Here is a 20,554-nt window from a genome sequence, read left to right on the forward strand (position 1 = left end):
TTCTTTATGCTTTAATAATTAATAAAAATTAATTATTTGATGATTTTCGCTACAACGCCCGCACCTACTGTACGACCACCTTCACGAATCGCAAAACGAAGACCTTCGTCCATTGCGATTGGGTGAATTAAGCTTACAGTCATTTTGATGTTATCGCCAGGCATTACCATCTCAACACCTTCTGGTAATTCGATAGTACCCGTTACGTCAGTTGTACGGAAGTAGAACTGTGGACGGTAACCTTTGAAGAATGGAGTATGACGACCACCTTCTTCTTTTGATAATACGTACACTTCTGATTCGAAGTCTGTGTGTGGTGTGATTGAACCTGGTTTCGCTAATACTTGACCACGTTCGATTTCTTCACGTTTAGTACCACGTAATAAAGCACCAACGTTCTCACCTGCACGACCTTCATCAAGTAATTTACGGAACATCTCAACACCAGTTACCGTTGTTTTCGTAGTATCTTTGATACCCACGATTTCAACTTCATCACCAGTGCGGATGATACCACGCTCAACACGGCCAGTAACTACGGTACCACGACCAGAAATTGAGAATACGTCTTCGATTGGAAGAAGGAATGGTTTGTCGATTGCACGCTCTGGCTCTGGGATGTAAGAGTCTAAGTGACCTGCTAACTCAAGGATTTTCTCTTCCCACTCTGGCACGCCGTTTAACGCTTGTAACGCTGAACCACGTACGATTGGTGTGTCATCACCTGGGAAATCGTATTGAGAAAGAAGTTCACGAACTTCCATTTCAACTAATTCTAATAACTCTTCGTCATCTACCATGTCGCATTTGTTTAAGAATACGATGATGTATGGTACACCTACTTGGCGACCTAAAAGAATGTGCTCACGAGTTTGTGGCATTGGACCGTCTGTTGCCGCAACTACTAAGATAGCACCGTCCATTTGTGCCGCACCGGTAATCATGTTTTTCACATAGTCCGCGTGTCCTGGGCAGTCAACGTGTGCGTAGTGACGAGTTGGTGTATCGTACTCAACGTGTGAAGTGTTGATGGTGATACCACGTGCTTTTTCTTCTGGTGCGTTATCGATTTGGTCGAAAGCACGAGCAGAACCACCGTAGTGTTTTGCTAATACGGTAGTAATCGCTGCGGTTAAAGTTGTTTTACCGTGGTCAACGTGGCCGATTGTACCCACGTTTACGTGCGGTTTTGTACGTTCAAATTTTTCTTTAGACATTTTAAAAGTCCCTCTAAACAAACACGGTTACGATGGTACGTTACCACATTAACCTAATGTAGAAATGAATACGATTGTTTCTGTATATTTACTAAGGAAAAGATGAAGCTAGAAAGGAAGTGGTGCTGATAGGCGGATTTGAACCGCCGACCTCACCCTTACCAAGGGTGCGCTCTACCAACTGAGCTATATCAGCGCTTGGAGCGGGCAGCGGGAATCGAACCCGCATCATTAGCTTGGAAGGCTAAGGTAATAGCCATTATACGATGCCCGCTGTTCTAAATTCGTCTGTCCCATAGAATTCAATTAAGAGATGGTGGAGGGAGAAGGATTCGAACCTTCGAAGGCTGAGCCAACAGATTTACAGTCTGCCCCCTTTGGCCGCTCGGGAATCCCTCCACATTAATTGAATGCTTGATTACTTTGGCGAGATGGTGCCGACTACCGGAATCGAACTGGTGACCTACTGATTACAAGTCAGTTGCTCTACCTACTGAGCTAAGTCGGCGTTGCGTTGTCGTAAGCAAGTGATGCGCATTATAGGGTTTTCGGAAAACCTTGCAAGTGTTTTTTTCAAAAAATTTTAAAAATCCGTTTTTTCGACTGTAAAACAGTCAAAGTGATGATTTTTTACATATTTTTAGTTGCTTTTATTGGATTATCTGCCCTATTTTGTCATTTATATTGTATATTTTACACTATTCACTAAACATCTATTTTACTTATTAAATGAAGTAAAACCTGAGACAATCACAATGTTTTCTACAGAAACGCCTAAAATTAGTCCTTTTTTAACTTTTGACCGTCAACAGTGGGCGGCACTTCGGAAGTCTGTTCCGTTGACATTGACGGAAAAAGATCTTAAACCTTTACTGAGTTTCAATGAGGATCTCTCTTTAGATGAAGTTAGAGCAATTTATTTGCCCCTAGTTCGTTTAATTAATTACTACATTGATGAGAATATCAAACGTCAGCAGGTTCTTCATAAGTTTCTTGATGTTGAAGCACCGAAGGTGCCTTACATTATTAGCATTGCAGGGAGTGTCTCTGTTGGAAAGAGTACATCTGCCCGCATTTTACAAGCACTACTATCGAGCTGGCCTGAAGAGCGTAAAGTGTCATTAATTACCACTGATGGTTTTCTTTATCCTTTATCTGTTTTGGAAGAAAAAAATATCCTTAACCGAAAAGGTTTCCCAGAATCTTATGATATTCATCGCTTGATTCAGTTCGTGTCGGACATTAAATCAGGTAAACGACATGTTAAAGCGCCCATTTACTCACATTTGACCTATGACATCATTCCTGATCAATTTAACGAAGTCGATCAACCTGATATTGTTATTTTAGAAGGTCTCAATGTGTTGCAAAGTGGAATGAATTATCCCGCCAGCCCACATAATGTGTTTTTGTCAGATTTTGTTGATTTTTCTGTGTATGTAGATGCAGAAGAAGAATTATTGTTGAAATGGTATATTAATCGTTTTCTAAAATTTCGCCGCAGTGCGTTTACCGATCCGAATTCTTATTTTCACCATTATTCTAAACTATCGGAGCAACAGGCGATTGAAACAGCAACGAAAATTTGGAATGAAATCAATGGATTGAATTTACGACAGAATATTCTGCCAAGTCGTGACCGTGCCAATCTGATTTTAGTGAAAGGTGACGATCATGCTATTCAAACGATTAAATTGAGAAAATAGATGGCGACTGGTTTTCAGTTTAAGTCCTTTTTCATTGCTCATGACCAATGTGCAATGAAAGTGAATACAGATGGTATTTTATTGGGGGCAATTGCGGATGTTACAAATGGTCGGAGATTGCTTGATTTAGGTACGGGAACTGGGCTAATTGCGATGATGTTGGCTCAGCGGACGGCATCCGATGTTGAAATTGTTGGGGTTGAGCTAGATAGGGCAGCCTGCCTACAAGCACAACAAAATGTGCGTAATAGCCCGTGGGCAGCGAAGATTCAGATCCAACAAGCGGATATTTTCTCACTACATTTTGCAATGCCGTTTGATTTGATTGTGACGAATCCACCTTATTTTGAACACTCTCTTGCGAGTCGCTCACCGCAGCGTGATCTAGCTCGAACAGTGGTGAAAAGCCATGTTGAGTGGCTGAAACAAGCTAAAAATTGGTTAGCACCAACGGGGAAAATGAGTCTGATTTTACCTTTTATGGCAGGTGAAAAGCTGATCGAACAAGCGACTGATCTTGACCTATTTTGTGTAGAAAAATGGGCAATTTGTACCAAAACGGGCAAGCTACCGAAAAGAATGATCATCACCTTTGGGCGAGAAAAACGCCCTTTTCTTGAAAAATCGTTAGATATCTACGATCTTGAAAATCAATATACTGCGGAATTTAAAGCACTCACTCGAGACTTTTATTTGAATTTTTAGACAAAAAGAAGGGCGGATGATGATTTATACCGCCCAACATTTTTACTCATTATCTAAATCTAAGAGTTCAGGAGAAAGAATAATGCCCGTTAAGTCGGCATAAATATAATCTTCGGGAAGGAAACTGACACCACCGAAATTGACAGGCGTATCAATTTCACCAATATTAGTATCGTCTGCCCCAACAGGGATTGGTGCAAGTGCTTGAATCCCAATATCTAAGGTTTCTAAAACATCTAACTGTCGCACGGCACCGTTTACAATAATGCCTTCCCAGCCATTCTCTACGGCAAGTTGTGCCAAATCGGCATCAATCAAGGCACGACGCACCGCACCACCGCCGTCGATAAGCAATACACGCCCTTGACCTTCTTCGTCCAAGACTTCTGCAATGAGTCCATTGCTTTCAAAGCATTTTACGGTGGTGATTTTTCCAAAAAAAGATGAACGTCCGCCGAAACTCGAAAAAATCGGTTCGACGACATCGACTTGGTCGGAATACATATCACAAAGTTCAGAAGTATCAATACGCATAATAGCCTCCAGTAAGCGTTTATTAGGGGCGGAAGTATAAACCTTTGTTGAGAATTTGCAAAATTTCGCTCAGAACTGACCGCTTGTTGGTGGCTTTTGGTGCTCTCGGTGGATTCGCCACAGCATTCGGGCATCGAGATTCGATGATGAGATCATCGTTAAGAATACGGCTGCACCGAAATAGAACGCCGCATCGCCTACGGAGAAGCTAATGATTTGCCCACGTTCGACTAGCGACATCATCAGTGCAAGTACAAATAGATCTAGCATCGACCAACGCCCAACAAAGTGAACGTAATGTAGCAATTTCATCTGCCAATGAATCGGGTGTTTCCAACGATAATGAATGGCAAGCAGTAAGTACAAAATGATCGCCACTTTGCTGAATGGCACAGCAATACTGGCAATAAACACAATGGCTGCCACCGCATAGCTTCCCATAGACATAAACAGCAGCACCCCACTCATCAGTGAGTCAGCAGAGGTTGTCCCAGCAAACTCAGTGGACGAAATCGGTAAAATATTTGCCGGGATCATCATCACAATACCTGCGATAAGCGTGGCCCAAACCCGTTGTAGCTTGATTTTATCGGGTACATCTAAATTGCTTTCGCAACGAGGGCAGCGATGACGGCCTTTGCCATCAACAATACGTTCATCAAAGGTGTATTCACACTCAGGGCAAAGTGTGGGATTGCAGGGGTGATCTGGCTCCAACGAATGATATTCAGGATAAAATTCGTTCCATAGCCGTTTAGGGGCGATTTTGATAAATAACAGAATCGTCAGAATAGTGGTGAGTACAAAAGGAAGTAAATAAATATCAAACGATAACGGTGCATAATCACGCACTTTAAATGCGGCAACGGCCAATGCAATTAAATAAACATCTAACATCACCCATTGTTTGACTTTATTGAGAAAAATTAATGTGTAGCGAGGGCGATGTCGAAGCCATTTCTGCACCCAAATCGTGAGAACCAACAACGCAAAAGAAAATGGCATGACCACCGAGCAAAGCAAAATCATAAAAGCGGTGTAAGGAAAGCCTTGCGTTGCCATTTTCCACACGCCGCCCCAAACTGAAGCGTGAATTTGTACACCAAGCAAATCAATGTTCATCAGGGGTAAGAACAAGGCAAATGGCAATAAAATCAGGATCGACATCGCGATAATGGCACAGCGACGTAAATTCCAGCGGTTACCTGGTTGAAGAATTTGGTCGCAGTTTGGACAACAAGCGGTCTGATTAGGCAAATTTTTTGCAATGTCGACCACGGTGTCACATTCTAAACAGCGTTGGAGATAGCGTTGTTGTTTCATTTAATGCCTAGTACTTTCGCAACGGGGGCGAAACTTTTTCGGTGTTGTGGTGTGGCACCGAGTGTTGCCAGTTTTTCAAAATGCAATTTGGTTGGATAGCCTTTGTGTTTAGCGAATTGATAGTTGGGATAGCGTTTGTCGAGTTCGTTCATTTCTTGATCTCGTGCGACTTTCGCCAAAATCGACGCAGCACTGATTTCGGCGACTAAACTGTCGCCTTTTACCACTGCTTGAGCTGCCATCGGTAACTCAGGAATACGATTGCCATCAACCAACACAAAATCAGGCTGAATGCGTAGCCCTGCCACGGCTCGTTGCATGGCTAGCATTGTGGCGTGCAGAATGTTGAGTTCATCAATTTCGTGTGGTTCAGCACGTCCAAGCGACCAGCACAACGCTTTGGCTTTGATTTCTTCAGCAAGGGCAAGGCGACGTTTTTCTGACAATTTTTTGGAGTCTGCCAAGCCTTCAATTTTTTGATTTGGATCGAGAATCACTGCGGCCGTCACCACTGCACCGACCAGCGGACCTCGCCCCACTTCGTCCACGCCTGCAATCAACTTCGCGTCAGGGTAAATAAATTCCATTAGTTTTCATCCAAAGAATAAGGGAGCTCAACCAGTTGCAATGGAATTTGTCCAACTCTGAAGGCGGCATCAGGTTCTATCTCTTTATTCAATACCACTTGCAGCCAGAGATGATTGTCTTGCGGCACTCGGCTTAAAATAAGCCCTGTCGATTTCCAATGCTCGCCAATTTGCATCTCAATGGCACTCGCAATGTCAGGCAATTCACTGCCATGGAATTCACCCACAAAGGTAAACATTGCCCGTTTATTTGCCCCACGATATTTTGCTCTTGCGACCGTTTCTTGCCCAATGTAACAGCCTTTAGTGAAGGAGATTGCTTGATCCAAACACTGTAAATTGACGGCTTGCGGAATTAATTCAAATTGATGCGGTTTATGCAAAATAGGCACACCATGTTGAATATCCAATAAATCCCACACGTCACTGGAGTGGTTGGTGTCAAGTTCAATATCTCCCCAAAAGAGATGGCGGGATGGCGTACCAGGAAGGGCACAAGCGGTCACTTCCTCGCAAAATTTTGCCAGAATCTCACCGCTTGTTGTGCCGAAAATGGCGGTGTCTAATTCGGTGAACGTGACTTTAGAAAATACGGCGTATTTTTTAAGTTGAACCAAGGCCTCTGGCAGTAGTTCGTGTCGAACAATCATAAAAAATTGCGTCGCCGTTTTGCGATATAACCGAAAGAGCGAACTCATTTTACCTTTCGGATCACAATGGCAAGTTAGCGTTTGCTCGCCATCGGCGAGTTTGGATACATCGCAAGTCAATTGTCCTTGCAGATATTTTTCGGCATCAACACCGTTGATTTCAATTAAGCGATATTGATCTAACCGAATCAATAAATTTGGCTGGATTTTACACATAGTGAGTTTCGAAAATAGGGTGAAAATTTGATCGAGATCATACACCCATTTTGCAAAATTTTATAGTAAACCGACCGCTTGTTAGCCTAATCTTTCTTGCAAATAGCGGTCATAATCAGGGATTTCGACTTCAACATCTCTTTCAAATAGCGGTGAACAAAGCAAGAAATCCGCACTGGCTTGGTTGATCGCAACAGGAATATTCCAAACCGTGGCGATCCGCATCAATGCTTTTACATCAGGATCGTGTGGTGCGGCATTCATTGGATCCCAAAAGAAGATCAACATATCAATTTTTTTCTCCGCAATAAGCGCGCCGAGTTGTTGATCTCCACCCATTGGCCCACTTAGCAGGGCGGCAATTTCCAAGCCTGTTTTGTTGGCTAATAAATTTCCGGTTGTGCCTGTGGCATAGAGTTTATGGGGAGCGAGTGCGGTGCGGTGTTTTTGTGTCCATTCCACCAAACTCTGTTTACAGCTATCGTGAGCAACCAGAGCGATATGTTTACAGGTTGGGATTGTGCGAGTCGTGCTATACATTTTTTCTCCTTTGCAAAAGTGTTTTATGCCGTGATCTTACCGCTTTTCTATTGACTAACAAAGGGGAATGGCTACAATCGGGAAATTTTTACGATTCTGAATAATAAAGGACAACAAATGAACTTATACAACATCAAGCATCCTGAAGAACAGGTCAATTTTGCCCAAGCAGTGCGTCAAGGATTGGGGAAAGATCAAGGGCTGTTTTTCCCTGAAATTATCCCTACCTTAAACAACATTGATGAACTGCTTGAGCTGCCATTCGTCGAGCGTAGTCAGAAAATTTTAGCGGCATTGATTGGCGAAGAAATTCCAGCGGAAACCTTAAATCAAATGGTGAGGAATGCCTTTACTTTTCCTGCTTCCCTTGCCAACGTAAATGAAGATATTTATGCCTTAGAACTTTTCCACGGTCCAACCCTTGCATTTAAAGATTTCGGTGGACGCTTTATGGCACAAGCCTTGAGTGCGGTGCGTGGCGATGGAAAAATTACTATTTTAACCGCCACTTCTGGTGATACAGGTGCAGCGGTAGCTCACGCGTTCTACGGCTTAGAAAATATTAATGTGGTGATTTTGTATCCAAAAGGCAAAATTAGCCCGTTACAAGAAAAATTATTCTGCACTCTTGGCGGCAACATTCGCACGGTTGCGATTGAGTCTGACTTCGATGCCTGCCAAGCCCTTGTGAAACAGGCTTTTGATGATGTTGAGTTGCGTGAAGCAATCGGCTTGAACTCTGCCAACTCGATCAATATCAGTCGCTTGCTTGCTCAAGTTTGCTACTATTTTGAAGCCGTTGCTCAGTTACCAAAAGCGAAACGCAGTAATGTGGTGGTTTCCGTACCAAGTGGTAACTTCGGTAACTTAACCGCTGGTTTGATCGCCAAAACTCTTGGTTTGCCAATCAAACGTTTTATTGCTTCAACCAATGCCAATGACACGGTGCCTCGCTATTTGCATTCAGGAAAATGGGAACCGAAGGCGACTGTGGCGACATTATCTAATGCAATGGATGTTAGCCGCCCGAATAACTGGCCACGAGTTGAAGAACTGTTCAAACGTAACGGATGGAAGTTAGCAGATTTAGGATCAGGTGCTTTGAATGATGCTGAAACAGAGCAAGCCCTCAAGGCTCAATATGCCGAAGGTTATTTATGTGAGCCACATGGGGCGATTGCTTACCAAGTGTTGAAAGATCAGCTCCAAGAGGGCGAAACAGGCATTTTCCTATGCACGGCTCACCCAGCGAAATTTAAAGAGAGCGTTGAGCGAATTTTAGATCTCGAATTACCATTGCCAGAAGCTTTAGACAAACACAACAAATTGCCATTGCTTTCTGATGTGATGGAAAATGATTTTGCTCAGTTAAGAGCTTATTTGCTTGCGAAGTAAGATTGCAAGGCAGCTAGAAATTGACTATACTTGAGTCATATAAAAGAGTAGTAATTTTACTGCTCTTTTTCTTTTTATTGAGAAAATAGATGTTAGAAAAAGTCACTTTTGCCGACAAAAAACGTAAAACGGTCGAGCAAGCAGAATTTACTGAAGATGGTCGCTATTTACGTAAAGTTCGCAGCTTTGTATTGCGAACAGGGCGGTTGAGCGATTATCAACGGGATATGATGAATAGTAACTGGGCAAATTTAGGCTTGGATTATCAAAATACGCCATTTGATTTTGCTGCAATTTTTGGCAACCACAATCCCGTGGTGTTGGAAATTGGTTTCGGGATGGGCAAATCGCTGGTTGAAATGGCAGAGGCAAATCCTGACCGAAACTATATCGGTATTGAAGTGCATACCCCTGGTGTTGGGGCGTGTATTGCTTATGCGGTAGAGAAAGGTGTGAAAAATTTACGGGTAATCTGTCACGACGCTACCGAAATTTTGCGAGATGCAATCGCTGATGAAAGCCTTGGCGGTTTACAGCTCTATTTCCCGGATCCGTGGCAAAAAGCAAAACACCACAAACGCCGCATTGTGCAGCCAGCCTTTGTGGAACGCGTGTTGAGTAAATTGCAAGTAGGTGGTTTTATCCATATGGCAACAGACTGGGAAAATTATTCAGAACATATGCTCGACGTGTTGCGTCAATTCCCGCAACTTCACAACCAATCGTCAACCAACGATTTTATCCCTCGTCCTGCGTTTCGTCCTTTGACGAAATTTGAAGAGCGTGGGCATAAACTCGGGCATGGCGTTTGGGATCTTTATTTCATCAAAAACTAACTTTCGAGGTGAACTATGAAAACGAAAATGTTACTTTCTACACTTCTATTTACCAGCAGCATTGCATTAGCAAATAGCGACAACGCTCAACCGCAACTATTTGAAAGCAAATATGATTTTCAAAAAACGGTATCGGTTCTCACCGAAACGTTTAAAGAGAAAGGGATGACCGTTTTCGCACACATCGATCACCAAAAAGCGGCTAAAGAAGCTGGATTGGAGATGCAACCTGCAACCGTGATTGTTTACGGAACCCCTAAAGCAGGAACCCCATTAATGGTAAAAGATCCTTCGTTAGCATTACAATTACCACTTAAAGTATTAGTGACACAAACAGAAGCAAATCGAGTTGATGTCATGTTAAATACAGCAGAACAAGTGGTTAGCCGTTCAAAAACGGAGTATTCTGCAGTCGAAAACAGTTTAGCGAAAGCAGAAAAATTGATTAAAGCAACGATTTCTAAATAACGACTATTGACACAAGAGGAAGACAAAATGTCACAACCAAATCGTAATCGCAGACAGCGTAAAAAAATGCACTTAGCTGAGTTCCAAGAGCTTGGTTTCTTAGTGAAATTCCAATTTGCAGAAGGTACAGGGATCGACCAAATTGATAACGTCGTTGATCGTTTTATTGATGAAGTGATCCGCCCGAACGGCTTAGCCTACGAAGGCAGCGGCTATTTACACTGGGAAGGTTTAGTTTGCTTAGAAAAATTAGGCAAATGTGATGAATCCCACCGCCAATTAGTACAAAAATGGTTGGCGGATAATGGCTTAATTGAAATTGAAGTGAGCGAGTTATTCGACATTTGGTGGGATTTACCCATTCACCAAGCGTAAGCTTACAAGCGGTTGGATTTGCAAAAAATGTTGCAGATCTGACCGCTTGTTGCTTATTGCGAAAACCAGAGAGAGAGAAAAGAATGGAAGTGTTAGCCCCGATTATTTCGATTGTTGTCGGTTTCTTTAATTTTATGTTGGTACTGCGTGCGTGGTTCCAGTTCTGCCGTGTTGATCCCTATTTGCCAATTTCTCAAACGTTAATGCGATTGACTAACCCGATGGTAAATCCTGTCAGCCGTGTGTTGCCAACCGTGAAAGGCATTAATTTTGCGGCATTATTATTAGCTGCTGCAATCGTCGCTTTGCAATTTATTTTATTTGGGTTGAGTACTCCTACAGCAGTATTGATCGGCTTGTTGAGCGTAGTAAAAACCTTCGGGCAAGTGCTATTTTTCACCACTCTGATCCGGGCGTTAATGAGCTGGGTTACGCAAGGCAATCACCCGTTGGATTACACCGTGGCACAAATCACCGAGCCAGTATTGGGTTTAATCCGTAAAATTCTACCGAAAACAGGGATGCTTGATTTCTCTGTAATGGTGTTGGGCTTCGGCTTGATCTTATTGAATAGCTTCTTACTCAGCGTATTCGGACAACTTTGGGCGTTGGCGTAATGCAAGCGGTCGAATTTTGTGAAAATCCGCAAGGCATTCGCTTGCGGATTTTTTTACAGCCCAAAGCCAGCCGAGATCAAGTTGTCGGCTTGCACGATAATGAACTCAAAATCGCTATCACCGCCCCGCCAGTCGATGGGCAAGCTAATGCTCACTTGCTGAAATTTTTGAGTAAACTGTTCAAAGTCCCCAAAAGCAGCATTCAGCTTGAAAAAGGTGAACTGCAACGACATAAACAGGTTTTTGTGCCAGAACCGAAGCAGGTGCCGAGAGAGATTGAAGTGTTATTAAAGATGTTCTAAAGCCGTGTTCGTTTATCGATAGCCTACGGCACGGAGATCGCCCTATCTTTTTTGTTTAGGGAAAGACTAAATCACAAAATTTTGATGTAGAGCGTAGCCAATCTTTCCGAAAACTGCTAATTTAATATCTATTGAAAACCATTCTTATTGAGCGATAAAAATGTTATTTGCCATTCTTGCAATTTGCACTTATCTCGGGGCATTGTTGTGGATCACCCCAACTCTTGCTCGCCTCGAAGTCAATAAAAAACCGAATATCAAAGCGGTGCTGGCGTTGGGCGGTTTTGCAGTGTTATTTCATTTGGTTGATATCTCTCAACACCTTTTCGTTGGAAATGGACAGAATTTCACCATTGTGAACGTTGGCTCACTCATCAGTGTAGCAATTAGTGCTTTCGCGACAATCGCATTGACCCGCTGGAAAACAATTTGGCTGCCGTTGTCGGTGATTTATGTGCTCGGCATTGTGAGCGTGGCATTATCGAATTTCGTTGAGGGTAATTTCGTCAAGCAGTTGGCGGAAAATACGGGGCTGATGTTCCATTTAGCGATGGCAATTTTTTCTTATGCACTCTTTTTTATTGCCTTGCTGTATGCGGTTCAACTGAAATGGCTCGACAGCCGTTTGAAAGCGAAAAAAATTCCGTTTTCGCCTGTCTTACCGCCGTTGATGACTGTTGAACGTCATTTCTTTACGCTCACTCTTGCGGCACAAGGCTTACTGACGATTACTTTGGTGACAGGAATGATTTACCTGCACAATTTTTTCGCCCCAGAACAAGTTCATAAAGCGGCTTATTCATTTATGGCATGGATTGTGTACAGCCTGTTGTTGCTCGGGCAATGGAAACTGCACTGGCGTGGAAATCGGGTGCTAATTTACTCAATTTCAGGTATGATGTTGCTCACTATTGCCTATTTCGGCAGCAGGATCTAAGGTAAGCGGTAAGAATTGCAAAAAATTGCTGAAATCTTACCGCTTGTTTATTTAATTTATATAGGAATCACACTTTGGAAAGTATCCCCCTGAGTAGCTTATTTATTGCTCTTGCTATTCTTCTCGTGCTATCCGCATTCTTCTCTAGCTCTGAAACGGGGCTGATGTCTTTAAACCGCTATCGTATGCGACACCTTGCTGAAAAAGGGCATCGTGGGGCAAAACAAGCCGAAAAACTGCTCGCCAAAACCGACGTGCTACTCAGCCTGATTTTAATCTGTAATAACTTAGTCAATATTGCCGCCTCGGCGATTGCGACAATGATCGGGATGCAACTTTCGGGTGAAGCAGGGGTGGCGATTGCCACGGGTTTACTCACCTTTGTGATGTTAGTTTTTGCTGAAATTTTACCGAAAACCATTGCAGCGATTTACCCTGAAAAAGTCGGTTTTTTCGCTAGTTACATTCTTACTCCGCTGAAAAAAATCTTAATGCCATTGGTATTTTTGATGAACATCATCATCAAATCGCTGATGAAATTATTACGGATCCGCAAATCTGAAAAATCGGGGCTGAGTGCCGAAGAACTACGTGGCGTGGTATTAGAGGCGGGGCGTTACATTCCAAGTTCACACCAAGAGATGCTGATTTCGATTTTGGATATGGAAAAAGTGACTGTGGACGATATTATGGTCCCACGCAACGACATCGGCGGCATTGATATTGATGATGACTGGAAAGCGATTATGCGGCAGCTCACTGGGGCGGCACACGCACGGGTGGTGATCTACAAAGGCAATATGGACAAAAGCATTCTCGGGATGCTGCGGGTGCGTGAAGCTTTTCGCTTGATGCTCGAACGCAACGAATTTACCAAAGAAATGCTGGTGCGAGCGGTTGATGAAGCCTATTTCATTCCAGAAGGCACACCGCTCACTACCCAGTTGATGAACTTCAAAAATAACAAAGAGCGGATTGGCTTGGTGGTAGACGAATATGGCGACATCAAAGGGTTGATTACCTTAGAAGATATTTTGGAAGAAATTGTCGGTGAATTCACTACCTCTGCCGCCCCGACTTTAGACGAAGAAGTCAAACCGCAATCAGATGGTTCGGTGTTGATCGAGGGATCTGCGAATTTGCGGGATTTGAACAAGCTATTTAACTGGAATTTGCCGTCCGATGAAGTGCGAACTTTCAATGGTTTAATTGTAGAACACTTGGAAAAAATCCCCGATGAAGATATGCAGTTCACTTTGTTTAATCTCAACGTTACTGTGCTAGAAGTGGGGGAGAATATGGTGAAATTGGCACGGGTAGAACCAGTGAGAGAGTAGCAATTCCTCTGATGCCTAAGGAGTTACGATGAAACACTATCGCCCTCTATTTTTCTTTAGTTTTTCACTGTTAATTCCTTGGGCATTATGGTTTGTTGCTGCGTATTTAAGTCATCATTCTGATGCCGAACATTATCAGCCGCTTCAATTAGGATTAAGTTTGCTTGGTTTAATTTCCCCCGCTTTGTTGGCAGGTTATTTACTTTTGCAAAATCCATCATTAAACCAACATCTTGTTTCTCGTCTTTTTTCTTTTCGTACAATTCCAACACGATATTTACTTATTGCGATATTTCTTTTGCCGGCGTCATTAATTGTCGCTCAACTGTTATCGCTTTTATTAGGCTATCGAGTTGAGCAATTTGTTATTTCAGGCTCACCTTCTTTTACATCGGTACTGTTATCACCTTGGATGATGTTAATTTTAGCTGCTGTAGTTGAAGAATTGGCTTGGCACTCTTATGGCACAGATGCACTATTGTCTCGCTTTAGTGTATTTACGACTTCAATCATTTTTACCCTATATTGGGCGATTTGGCATTTACCTTTAGCTTTTGTCAAAGGCTACTATCACAGCGAGTTAGTGCAACAAGGTGCCGTTTATACCATCAATTTTGTGTTGAGTATGATCGTGTTTATGCTATTAATGAATTGGTTATATATGACATGTGGACGAAGTATTTTGATTGCGATCCTATTTCATTTAAGTGCCAATTTAGGCAATGAAATTTTTGCCACTCACCCAGACAGCAAAATCATTCAAACACTGTTATTAGTGATCTTAACGATGTGGATTGTGTATAAACAAAAAGTCCTGTTTTTCCAGACGAATCCATCTAGTTGATAGGAATTACCTCTTTTTGCAAATTTCAGCTCGGATCTGACCGCTTGTAGACATTCTTACTTTGAACCAACTCGCACATTCAGGTAAAATCTCGCCTTATTTTGTATTGAAAACGATAATCTAATGACACAATTTACCCTTGACCAAATTTCAGCCCTGGCTAAACACGACATGCAAGCGGTTGATCACGCCATTCTTGCCCAACTGAATTCTGATGTGGTGCTGATCAATCAACTTGGGCATTACATTATCAGCGGTGGCGGCAAGCGGATCCGCCCGTTGATTGCAGTGCTGGCGGCGAGAGCTTTGGGCTATCAAGGGCACGATCACATTACCTGTGCGGCGTTTGTTGAGTTTATTCATACGGCAACTCTGCTGCACGATGATGTGGTGGACGAGTCCGATATGCGTCGTGGTAAGGAAACCGCAAATGCCCGTTTTGGCAATGCCGCAAGCGTACTGGTTGGTGATTTTATCTACACCCGTGCTTTTCAAATGATGACCAGCCTTAACTCCTTGCCTGTGCTGAAAGTGATGTCGGATGCGACTAATGTGATTGCCGAAGGCGAAGTTCAGCAATTAATGAATGTGAATGATCCTGAAACTACCGAAGAAAATTATATGCAGGTGATTTACAGCAAAACCGCCCGTTTGTTTGAGGCGGCGACTCAATGTGCGGCGTTGGTTGCGAATGCAAACGAAGCGGAAGTGACGGCATTGCAGAATTATGGTCGCTATCTCGGCACCGCGTTTCAGTTAGTCGATGATATTTTGGATTACAGTGCCAACGCTGAAAAGCTCGGCAAAAACATCGGCGATGATTTAGCTGAAGGCAAACCAACTCTGCCATTGCTACATGCAATGCGAAACGGTAATCCGCAACAAGCCGATCTGATTCGTGAAGCGATTGAACAGGGCGGAAAACGCGATGCTCTTGATGAAATTTTAGCGATTATGGCGGAGCAGAAATCGCTTGATTACACGATGCAACGTGCTAAACAAGAAGCCCAAAAAGCTGTGGATGCGATTGCAATGTTGCCAGAAAGCGAGTTTAAACAAGCATTGAGTTCATTGGCGTATTTGTCGGTGGATCGTTCGTATTAAATGATTTGTTACTTTTCTTTGCATTGCCAAAGAAAAGTAACCAAAAGAAAGGCAGCCCTACTTCACCGCTTTCTTCGCTTTGTTTGAATTTGCTTAACGGAAAAATTTACAACTCGCTCGCTAGCTCGCTTAGACACTAAATTTTTCCTACAAATTCAAAGTCGCTCAGGCGGTTCAGAAGGGAAAACAGACAAATTTTAGAAAAATAAAATGACAGAAAATATCAATCAAAAACCCATCAAGAAAACCCGTAAGGGCAAAGATCCAAACGCCCCTTTTGTGCGGGAAAAATTAGAGCTGCCCAACGGGCACAATAAATTGTTGCTCCATTCTTGCTGTGCTCCTTGTTCTGGCGAGGTGATGGAAGCGATTCACGCTTCGGGCATTGAATTTACTATCTATTTCTACAACCCAAACATTCATCCGCTCAAAGAGTATTTGATCCGTAAAGAAGAGAACATTCGTTTTGCGGAAAAGTGGGGCATTCCGTTTATTGATGCCGATTACGACCGCCAAAACTGGTTTGATCGAGCAAAAGGAATGGAAAACGAGCCAGAGCGTGGCATTCGCTGCACCATGTGTTTCGATATGCGGTTTGAGAAAGCGGCACAATATGCCCATGAAAATGGTTTTCCTGTGTTTACTAGCTGTTTGGGAATTTCCCGTTGGAAAGATATGAACCAAATTAATGGCTGTGGACATCGTGCGGCGGAAAAATATGACGATGTGGTTTATTGGGATTACAACTGGCGAAAAGGCGGCGGTTCACAACGAATGATCGAAATCAGTAAACGTGAGCGTTTCTATCAGCAAGAGTATTGCGGCTGCGTTTATTCCCTGCGTGATACCAACAAATGGCGTGAGGCAAATGGTCGCCAGAAGATTGAGATTGGTAAGCTCTATTATTCGGCGGATTAAAGCCGTAAATAATTATTCGATTTTCATCAACTAAAAGGGGAAAAATAATGAACTTCTCTCATTTTATAAAAACTATTTTGCTATTAAGTATCTCAATACTAACTGCTTGCAGTACTCATATTGAAAAAGTGAAATCTAATGATGTTGTTCAAGCTTTTTTAGTTGATAAAGACAATTTATATGTTGTAGGTCAGAATTATGATTATCAATTTAGCCAAGGAAATATTGATGTATTACAAAAAGTTTTGATGTTGCCTTTCATCAATAAGATGAAAGATCCTTCAATTTTAATTGAAATTCATGATGGCAAAAAACTAAAAGGCTATTACGATGTTTCTTTTGTTAAAGAACAATTGTCAAAAAAGGAACAAAAGGTTTTGATGGATGAGTATGGGTTTACTCAATCTAACAATAGGAGAACATTATTTAAACGTTTTTATGCTGATGGAATACTTTCTCAATTGCAAAACCGTAATGAGCTATTATCAAAATACCCATTAACAAATAAATTGTTGATTCAATTAGAGTTTTTTGAAAAATCAAAAAAAATAACAGGGGAAGATATTGCTAAAGTAGTTCTTTTACCTGTTGCTATACCTGTTGCTGTTGTCGGAACAGTATTAGCTTTCCCCATATACTTTATTTGGGTTGTTGCAGAAAGTGCACATAAGTAGTAATAGCATTTATATAATTTAAAAAGGAAACAAATATGTCTAAATTTGCAATGGTTTTTCCCGGTCAAGGATCGCAAGCGGTCGGAATGTTGGCAGATCTTGCACCGCAGTATCCAGTTGTTGAGCACACTTTCCAACAAGCAAGTGAAGTGCTTGGCTATGATTTATGGGATTTAGTTCAAAACGGTACTGCTGAGGAGTTAGGACAAACCCACCGCACTCAGCCTGCGTTGCTGACTGCATCGGTCGCGTTATATCGCATCTGGCAACAAAAATTCCCTGAGCAAAAACCTGCGGTAATGGCAGGGCACAGTTTAGGTGAATATTCCGCATTAGTCTGTGCGGGGGTGTTGGATTTCCAAGAGGCTGTAAAATTGGTGGAGTTGCGTGGGCAAGCAATGCAAGATGCCGTGCCTGCTGGTGCAGGGGCGATGTTTGCCATTATCGGTTTAGAGAATGAAGGGATTATCAATGCTTGCCAACAAGCCCAACAAGAAACAGGCGAAATTGTTTCCGCAGTGAATTTCAATTCACCGGGTCAAGTGGTGATTGCAGGAACCAAAACCGCAGCAGAGCGTGCGGCAGCATTGTGTAAAGAAGCCGGGGCGAAACGAGCATTGCCGTTAGCGGTAAGTGTACCATCGCACTGCGAATTGATGAAGCCGGCGGCGGATAAATTGGCGGAAGCTTTGGTTCACGTTACGTTAAACGCTTCGCAAGTGCCGGTCATCAATAATGTGGACGTGCAAGTTGAAACGAAAGCCGCAGCTATCCGCTTGGCGTTGGTGCGTCAGCTTTACAGCCCGGTACGTTGGACGGAGATTGTCGAAAAAATGGTCGCAGAAGGTGTGACGACATTATATGAAATCGGTCCGAATAAAGTCTTAACTGGTTTGGCGGGACGTATTTCCAAAGAAATCACGGCGAAAGCGGTGAATGATGTGGCATCGTTTGATGCGGTTTCATTTGAATAATTTGTAGGGTGGGTCTTGACCCACCAATGACCACAACAAGCGGTCACATTTTTTTAATTTTTTGCAAATGGTGGGCTGGCAAGCCCACCCTACAAGGAGAAAACAATGCAAAACAAAATCGCATTAGTGACGGGGGCCACTCGTGGAATTGGGCGTGCTATCGCAGAAGAATTAAGTGCCAAAGGGGCATTTGTTATCGGAACGGCGACATCAGAAAAAGGGGCAGAGTCTATTTCTGCGTACTTAGGCGAAAAAGGTAAAGGCTTAGTGTTAAATGTTGCTGATGCAGAGTCAATTGAGCAAGTTTTAGCTCAGATCAAAGAACAATTCGGAGAAATTGATATTCTCGTGAACAACGCAGGGATCACCCGTGATAACCTGTTAATGCGAATGAAAGATGAAGAGTGGTTCGATATTCTACAAACTAACCTGACTTCTATTTATCGCTTATCGAAAGCAATGTTGCGTTCAATGATGAAAAAACGCTACGGTCGTATTATTACCATCGGTTCGGTGGTCGGCTCAAGCGGTAACCCAGGACAAACCAACTACTGTGCAGCAAAAGCGGGCGTGGTCGGTTTCTCAAAATCCCTTGCAAAAGAAGTGGCTTCCCGTGGCATTACCGTCAATGTGGTTGCACCAGGCTTTATTGCAACGGATATGACAGAAGAACTTACGGATGAGCAAAAAAATGCAATTCTAAGCCAAATCCCCGCAGGACAGCTTGGTCAAGCGAAGGATATTGCCAAAGCCGTTGCATTTTTAGCGTCAGAAGACGCAGGCTATATCACAGGCGAAACCATTCACGTCAATGGTGGCTTGTATATGAACTAACTGCACAAGCGGTCAGATTCTAGCCGAATTTTGCAAATCACATTGCAAAATTCGGTTTTCCATTTTTATGTATTGATATTCATTTGAGGTTTTACAATGAACAAAAGCGTGTTTGTGGTGGGGTTTATGTTGTTCGCCATCTTCTTTGGGGCGGGTAACTTAATTTTTCCACCTAAATTAGGTTTAGATAGTGGCACAGACTTCTGGTCTGCGATTTCAGGGTTCGTCGTAACAGGCGTTGGTTTACCACTGCTGGGCATTATCGTCAGCTCATTCTACCAAGGCGGTTATAAAGAAGCGTTAAACCGTATTCACCCATGGTTCTCAGTGGTGTTCTTAATGGCGATTTATTTAGCGATCGGTCCATTTTTTGCCGGTCCACGCACAGGGGCAACGGCTTACGAAATGGCAATTTTGCCGTTTTTAGGTGAATCAAGCACGGTGTCGCTACTCGTGTTTACGGTGATTTACTTTTCCATCGCACTTTGGTTAAGCTTAAATCCATCGAAAATGGTGGATCGTATTGGATCGATTTTAACCCCGGTATTATTGGTTTCAATTATCGCATTAGTGGTAAAAGCCTACTTCTTACTTAACGATGCACCAGATACGTTGCTGCAAACCAAACAAATGGAAAATGCCTTTGCGAACGGCATTTTAGAAGGCTACTTCACCATGGATGCGTTGGCATCACTTGCCTTCTCGGTGATTGTGCTAAATGCGATTAAAGCTAAAGTCAGCAACCAAGCAGCGTTAATCAAACAAACTGTGGCTGCGGGGATTGTGGCAGCCGTTGCATTAGCATTGATTTACATCGCATTAGGTTGGATTGGAAATAACTTGCCAGTATCAGCGGAAACGGTCGCAGATTTAACCGCGAAAGGTCAAAACATCGGGACTTATATTCTTAACGCCGCCGCAACGGATACTTTCGGCGATGCTGGGCGTATCATTCTTGGTGTCATCGTATCATTGGCGTGTTTAACCACAACAGTCGGTTTAGCGGTAGCGGTGAGCGAATATTTCAATGAAATCTTCCCGAAAATCGCTTATAAAACTTATGTGGTGTTGTTTATCGTCATCAGTTTTGCGATTGCCAACCAAGGCTTAAGTGTTGTAATCAGCAAATCAGTACCTGTCCTATTGGTGCTTTACCCAATTTCAATGACCATTATTTTACTTTTATTAGTGAATTTAGTGGTTAAATTGCCATTACTTGCACAGCGTATCGCCGTGGGATTAGTCACCGTTGTGTCTATTCTTTCTGTCGTTGGTATTGAAGCCATGACGCAATTACCACTTAAAGCCTATTCAATGGAATGGTTACCGTTTGCTATCGTTGGTTGCTTAGTGGGTTTCATGGTCGCAAAAGTGACAAAACAAGCGGAATAGTTGTGCTTTACAAGCGGTCAGATTTGATTAATTTTTTACTACGAGGTGGGCGAAAGTCCACCTTATTTT

General features: G+C 42.8%; 23 protein-coding genes and 4 tRNA genes. 17 read left to right on the forward strand and 10 right to left on the reverse strand.

Features of this window, described 5'->3' with window-relative positions:
- Positions 1–32 precede the first annotated feature (32 nt).
- The 5 genes from tuf to A4G17_RS03835 all read right to left on the reverse strand — a co-directional run bounded on the left by tuf (position 33) and on the right by A4G17_RS03835 (position 1,725).
- Entirely contained in the window at positions 33–1,217 is a 1,185-nt protein-coding gene (tuf, locus tag A4G17_RS03815) for an elongation factor Tu (RefSeq protein WP_123957622.1), read from the reverse strand.
- Between the two features lie 120 nt (positions 1,218–1,337).
- A tRNA-Thr gene (locus A4G17_RS03820) sits at positions 1,338–1,413 on the reverse strand.
- A 3-nt stretch (positions 1,414–1,416) separates the two neighbouring features.
- Positions 1,417–1,491, reverse strand: a tRNA-Gly gene (locus A4G17_RS03825).
- Positions 1,492–1,531: 40 nt separating this feature from the next.
- Positions 1,532–1,616, reverse strand: a tRNA-Tyr gene (locus tag A4G17_RS03830).
- Positions 1,617–1,649: 33 nt separating this feature from the next.
- Positions 1,650–1,725, reverse strand: a tRNA-Thr gene (locus tag A4G17_RS03835).
- Between the two features lie 247 nt (positions 1,726–1,972).
- Here A4G17_RS03835 and coaA point away from each other — a divergent pair.
- On the forward strand, positions 1,973–2,923 hold the full coding sequence (coaA, locus tag A4G17_RS03840; protein ID WP_123957413.1) for a type I pantothenate kinase: 951 nt from the start codon (positions 1,973–1,975) through the stop codon (positions 2,921–2,923).
- Positions 2,924–3,628, forward strand: coding sequence for a tRNA1(Val) (adenine(37)-N6)-methyltransferase (locus tag A4G17_RS03845; protein ID WP_123957414.1), 705 nt, complete (start codon positions 2,924–2,926; stop codon positions 3,626–3,628).
- Positions 3,629–3,670: 42 nt separating this feature from the next.
- Here the strand turns inward: A4G17_RS03845 and rraA are convergent, their stop codons facing one another.
- The 5 genes from rraA to mgsA all read right to left on the reverse strand — a co-directional run bounded on the left by rraA (position 3,671) and on the right by mgsA (position 7,478).
- Complete coding sequence (rraA, locus tag A4G17_RS03850) at positions 3,671–4,162, reverse strand: ribonuclease E activity regulator RraA (RefSeq protein ID WP_123957415.1); 492 nt, start codon at positions 4,160–4,162, stop codon at positions 3,671–3,673.
- A 69-nt stretch (positions 4,163–4,231) separates the two neighbouring features.
- A complete protein-coding gene (locus A4G17_RS03855; protein ID WP_123957416.1) occupies positions 4,232–5,485 on the reverse strand; it encodes a paraquat-inducible protein A in 1,254 nt (417 codons plus the stop codon).
- Positions 5,482–6,072 carry a ribonuclease HII gene (rnhB, locus tag A4G17_RS03860; protein ID WP_123957417.1) on the reverse strand — a complete coding sequence of 197 codons (591 nt, stop codon included), beginning with the start codon at positions 6,070–6,072 and terminating at the stop codon, positions 5,482–5,484. The genes A4G17_RS03855 and rnhB overlap by 4 nt, the downstream gene beginning before the upstream one ends.
- Positions 6,072–6,938, reverse strand: a complete 867-nt coding sequence (gene ygfZ / locus A4G17_RS03865) for a CAF17-like 4Fe-4S cluster assembly/insertion protein YgfZ (protein WP_123957418.1) — start codon at positions 6,936–6,938, stop codon at positions 6,072–6,074. Before ygfZ ends, rnhB begins: the two co-directional genes overlap by 1 nt.
- An 81-nt stretch (positions 6,939–7,019) precedes the next feature.
- Positions 7,020–7,478 (reverse strand): methylglyoxal synthase, encoded by a 459-nt coding sequence (gene mgsA, locus A4G17_RS03870; RefSeq protein ID WP_123957419.1) that lies wholly within the window; start codon positions 7,476–7,478, stop codon positions 7,020–7,022.
- 117 nt (positions 7,479–7,595) lie between these two features.
- On the opposite strand from mgsA, the gene thrC reads away from it, so the two are divergent.
- The 15 genes from thrC to brnQ all read left to right on the forward strand — a co-directional run bounded on the left by thrC (position 7,596) and on the right by brnQ (position 20,485).
- Complete coding sequence (gene thrC, locus A4G17_RS03875) at positions 7,596–8,873, forward strand: threonine synthase (protein ID WP_123957420.1); 1,278 nt, start codon at positions 7,596–7,598, stop codon at positions 8,871–8,873.
- 89 nt (positions 8,874–8,962) lie between these two features.
- The gene (gene trmB / locus A4G17_RS03880; RefSeq protein WP_123957421.1) at positions 8,963–9,709 is read left to right on the forward strand and encodes a tRNA (guanosine(46)-N7)-methyltransferase TrmB; all 747 of its coding nucleotides are present in this window, start codon (positions 8,963–8,965) and stop codon (positions 9,707–9,709) included.
- A gap of 15 nt (positions 9,710–9,724) precedes the next feature.
- A complete protein-coding gene (locus A4G17_RS03885) occupies positions 9,725–10,177 on the forward strand; it encodes a DUF302 domain-containing protein (protein ID WP_123957422.1) in 453 nt (150 codons plus the stop codon).
- A gap of 27 nt (positions 10,178–10,204) precedes the next feature.
- Entirely contained in the window at positions 10,205–10,552 is a 348-nt protein-coding gene (locus A4G17_RS03890) for a YggL family protein (protein WP_123957423.1), read from the forward strand.
- 83 nt (positions 10,553–10,635) lie between these two features.
- A complete protein-coding gene (locus A4G17_RS03895) occupies positions 10,636–11,169 on the forward strand; it encodes a YggT family protein (RefSeq protein ID WP_123957520.1) in 534 nt (177 codons plus the stop codon).
- Entirely contained in the window at positions 11,169–11,471 is a 303-nt protein-coding gene (gene yggU, locus A4G17_RS03900) for a DUF167 family protein YggU (RefSeq protein WP_123957424.1), read from the forward strand. The genes A4G17_RS03895 and yggU overlap by 1 nt, the downstream gene beginning before the upstream one ends.
- 160 nt (positions 11,472–11,631) lie before the next feature.
- Positions 11,632–12,408 carry a cytochrome C assembly family protein gene (locus A4G17_RS03905; protein WP_123957425.1) on the forward strand — a complete coding sequence of 259 codons (777 nt, stop codon included), beginning with the start codon at positions 11,632–11,634 and terminating at the stop codon, positions 12,406–12,408.
- A 74-nt stretch (positions 12,409–12,482) separates the two neighbouring features.
- Positions 12,483–13,745 (forward strand): HlyC/CorC family transporter, encoded by a 1,263-nt coding sequence (locus A4G17_RS03910; protein WP_123957426.1) that lies wholly within the window; start codon positions 12,483–12,485, stop codon positions 13,743–13,745.
- A gap of 28 nt (positions 13,746–13,773) precedes the next feature.
- Positions 13,774–14,589 carry a CPBP family intramembrane glutamic endopeptidase gene (locus A4G17_RS03915; protein ID WP_123957427.1) on the forward strand — a complete coding sequence of 272 codons (816 nt, stop codon included), beginning with the start codon at positions 13,774–13,776 and terminating at the stop codon, positions 14,587–14,589.
- Between the two features lie 171 nt (positions 14,590–14,760).
- A complete protein-coding gene (ispB, locus tag A4G17_RS03920) occupies positions 14,761–15,693 on the forward strand; it encodes an octaprenyl diphosphate synthase (protein WP_418886403.1) in 933 nt (310 codons plus the stop codon).
- A 210-nt stretch (positions 15,694–15,903) separates the two neighbouring features.
- Entirely contained in the window at positions 15,904–16,611 is a 708-nt protein-coding gene (locus tag A4G17_RS03925) for an epoxyqueuosine reductase QueH (RefSeq protein WP_123957429.1), read from the forward strand.
- Between the two features lie 47 nt (positions 16,612–16,658).
- A complete protein-coding gene (locus A4G17_RS03930; RefSeq protein ID WP_123957430.1) occupies positions 16,659–17,285 on the forward strand; it encodes a hypothetical protein in 627 nt (208 codons plus the stop codon).
- 35 nt (positions 17,286–17,320) lie between these two features.
- Positions 17,321–18,259 carry an ACP S-malonyltransferase gene (gene fabD / locus A4G17_RS03935; protein ID WP_123957431.1) on the forward strand — a complete coding sequence of 313 codons (939 nt, stop codon included), beginning with the start codon at positions 17,321–17,323 and terminating at the stop codon, positions 18,257–18,259.
- A gap of 105 nt (positions 18,260–18,364) precedes the next feature.
- Complete coding sequence (gene fabG, locus A4G17_RS03940) at positions 18,365–19,093, forward strand: 3-oxoacyl-ACP reductase FabG (RefSeq protein WP_123957432.1); 729 nt, start codon at positions 18,365–18,367, stop codon at positions 19,091–19,093.
- A 96-nt stretch (positions 19,094–19,189) separates the two neighbouring features.
- The gene (gene brnQ, locus A4G17_RS03945) at positions 19,190–20,485 is read left to right on the forward strand and encodes a branched-chain amino acid transport system II carrier protein (protein ID WP_123957433.1); all 1,296 of its coding nucleotides are present in this window, start codon (positions 19,190–19,192) and stop codon (positions 20,483–20,485) included.
- Positions 20,486–20,554 lie beyond the last annotated feature (69 nt).

Origin of the sequence: Frederiksenia canicola (assembly GCF_011455495.1) — a bacterium.
Lineage (GTDB): Bacteria > Pseudomonadota > Gammaproteobacteria > Enterobacterales > Pasteurellaceae > Frederiksenia > Frederiksenia canicola.

Coding starts and splice junctions, on each gene's coding strand:
- tuf (WP_123957622.1), bottom strand. CDS start 1,217: ATGTCTAAAGAAAAATTTGAACGTACAAAACCGCACGTAAACGTGGGT.
- coaA (WP_123957413.1), top strand. CDS start 1,973: ATGTTTTCTACAGAAACGCCTAAAATTAGTCCTTTTTTAACTTTTGAC.
- A4G17_RS03845 (WP_123957414.1), top strand. CDS start 2,924: ATGGCGACTGGTTTTCAGTTTAAGTCCTTTTTCATTGCTCATGACCAA.
- rraA (WP_123957415.1), bottom strand. CDS start 4,162: ATGCGTATTGATACTTCTGAACTTTGTGATATGTATTCCGACCAAGTC.
- A4G17_RS03855 (WP_123957416.1), bottom strand. CDS start 5,485: ATGAAACAACAACGCTATCTCCAACGCTGTTTAGAATGTGACACCGTG.
- rnhB (WP_123957417.1), bottom strand. CDS start 6,072: ATGGAATTTATTTACCCTGACGCGAAGTTGATTGCAGGCGTGGACGAA.
- ygfZ (WP_123957418.1), bottom strand. CDS start 6,938: ATGTGTAAAATCCAGCCAAATTTATTGATTCGGTTAGATCAATATCGC.
- mgsA (WP_123957419.1), bottom strand. CDS start 7,478: ATGTATAGCACGACTCGCACAATCCCAACCTGTAAACATATCGCTCTG.
- thrC (WP_123957420.1), top strand. CDS start 7,596: ATGAACTTATACAACATCAAGCATCCTGAAGAACAGGTCAATTTTGCC.
- trmB (WP_123957421.1), top strand. CDS start 8,963: ATGTTAGAAAAAGTCACTTTTGCCGACAAAAAACGTAAAACGGTCGAG.
- A4G17_RS03885 (WP_123957422.1), top strand. CDS start 9,725: ATGAAAACGAAAATGTTACTTTCTACACTTCTATTTACCAGCAGCATT.
- A4G17_RS03890 (WP_123957423.1), top strand. CDS start 10,205: ATGTCACAACCAAATCGTAATCGCAGACAGCGTAAAAAAATGCACTTA.
- A4G17_RS03895 (WP_123957520.1), top strand. CDS start 10,636: ATGGAAGTGTTAGCCCCGATTATTTCGATTGTTGTCGGTTTCTTTAAT.
- yggU (WP_123957424.1), top strand. CDS start 11,169: ATGCAAGCGGTCGAATTTTGTGAAAATCCGCAAGGCATTCGCTTGCGG.
- A4G17_RS03905 (WP_123957425.1), top strand. CDS start 11,632: ATGTTATTTGCCATTCTTGCAATTTGCACTTATCTCGGGGCATTGTTG.
- A4G17_RS03915 (WP_123957427.1), top strand. CDS start 13,774: ATGAAACACTATCGCCCTCTATTTTTCTTTAGTTTTTCACTGTTAATT.
- ispB (WP_418886403.1), top strand. CDS start 14,761: ATGCAAGCGGTTGATCACGCCATTCTTGCCCAACTGAATTCTGATGTG.
- A4G17_RS03925 (WP_123957429.1), top strand. CDS start 15,904: ATGACAGAAAATATCAATCAAAAACCCATCAAGAAAACCCGTAAGGGC.
- A4G17_RS03930 (WP_123957430.1), top strand. CDS start 16,659: ATGAACTTCTCTCATTTTATAAAAACTATTTTGCTATTAAGTATCTCA.
- fabD (WP_123957431.1), top strand. CDS start 17,321: ATGTCTAAATTTGCAATGGTTTTTCCCGGTCAAGGATCGCAAGCGGTC.
- fabG (WP_123957432.1), top strand. CDS start 18,365: ATGCAAAACAAAATCGCATTAGTGACGGGGGCCACTCGTGGAATTGGG.
- brnQ (WP_123957433.1), top strand. CDS start 19,190: ATGAACAAAAGCGTGTTTGTGGTGGGGTTTATGTTGTTCGCCATCTTC.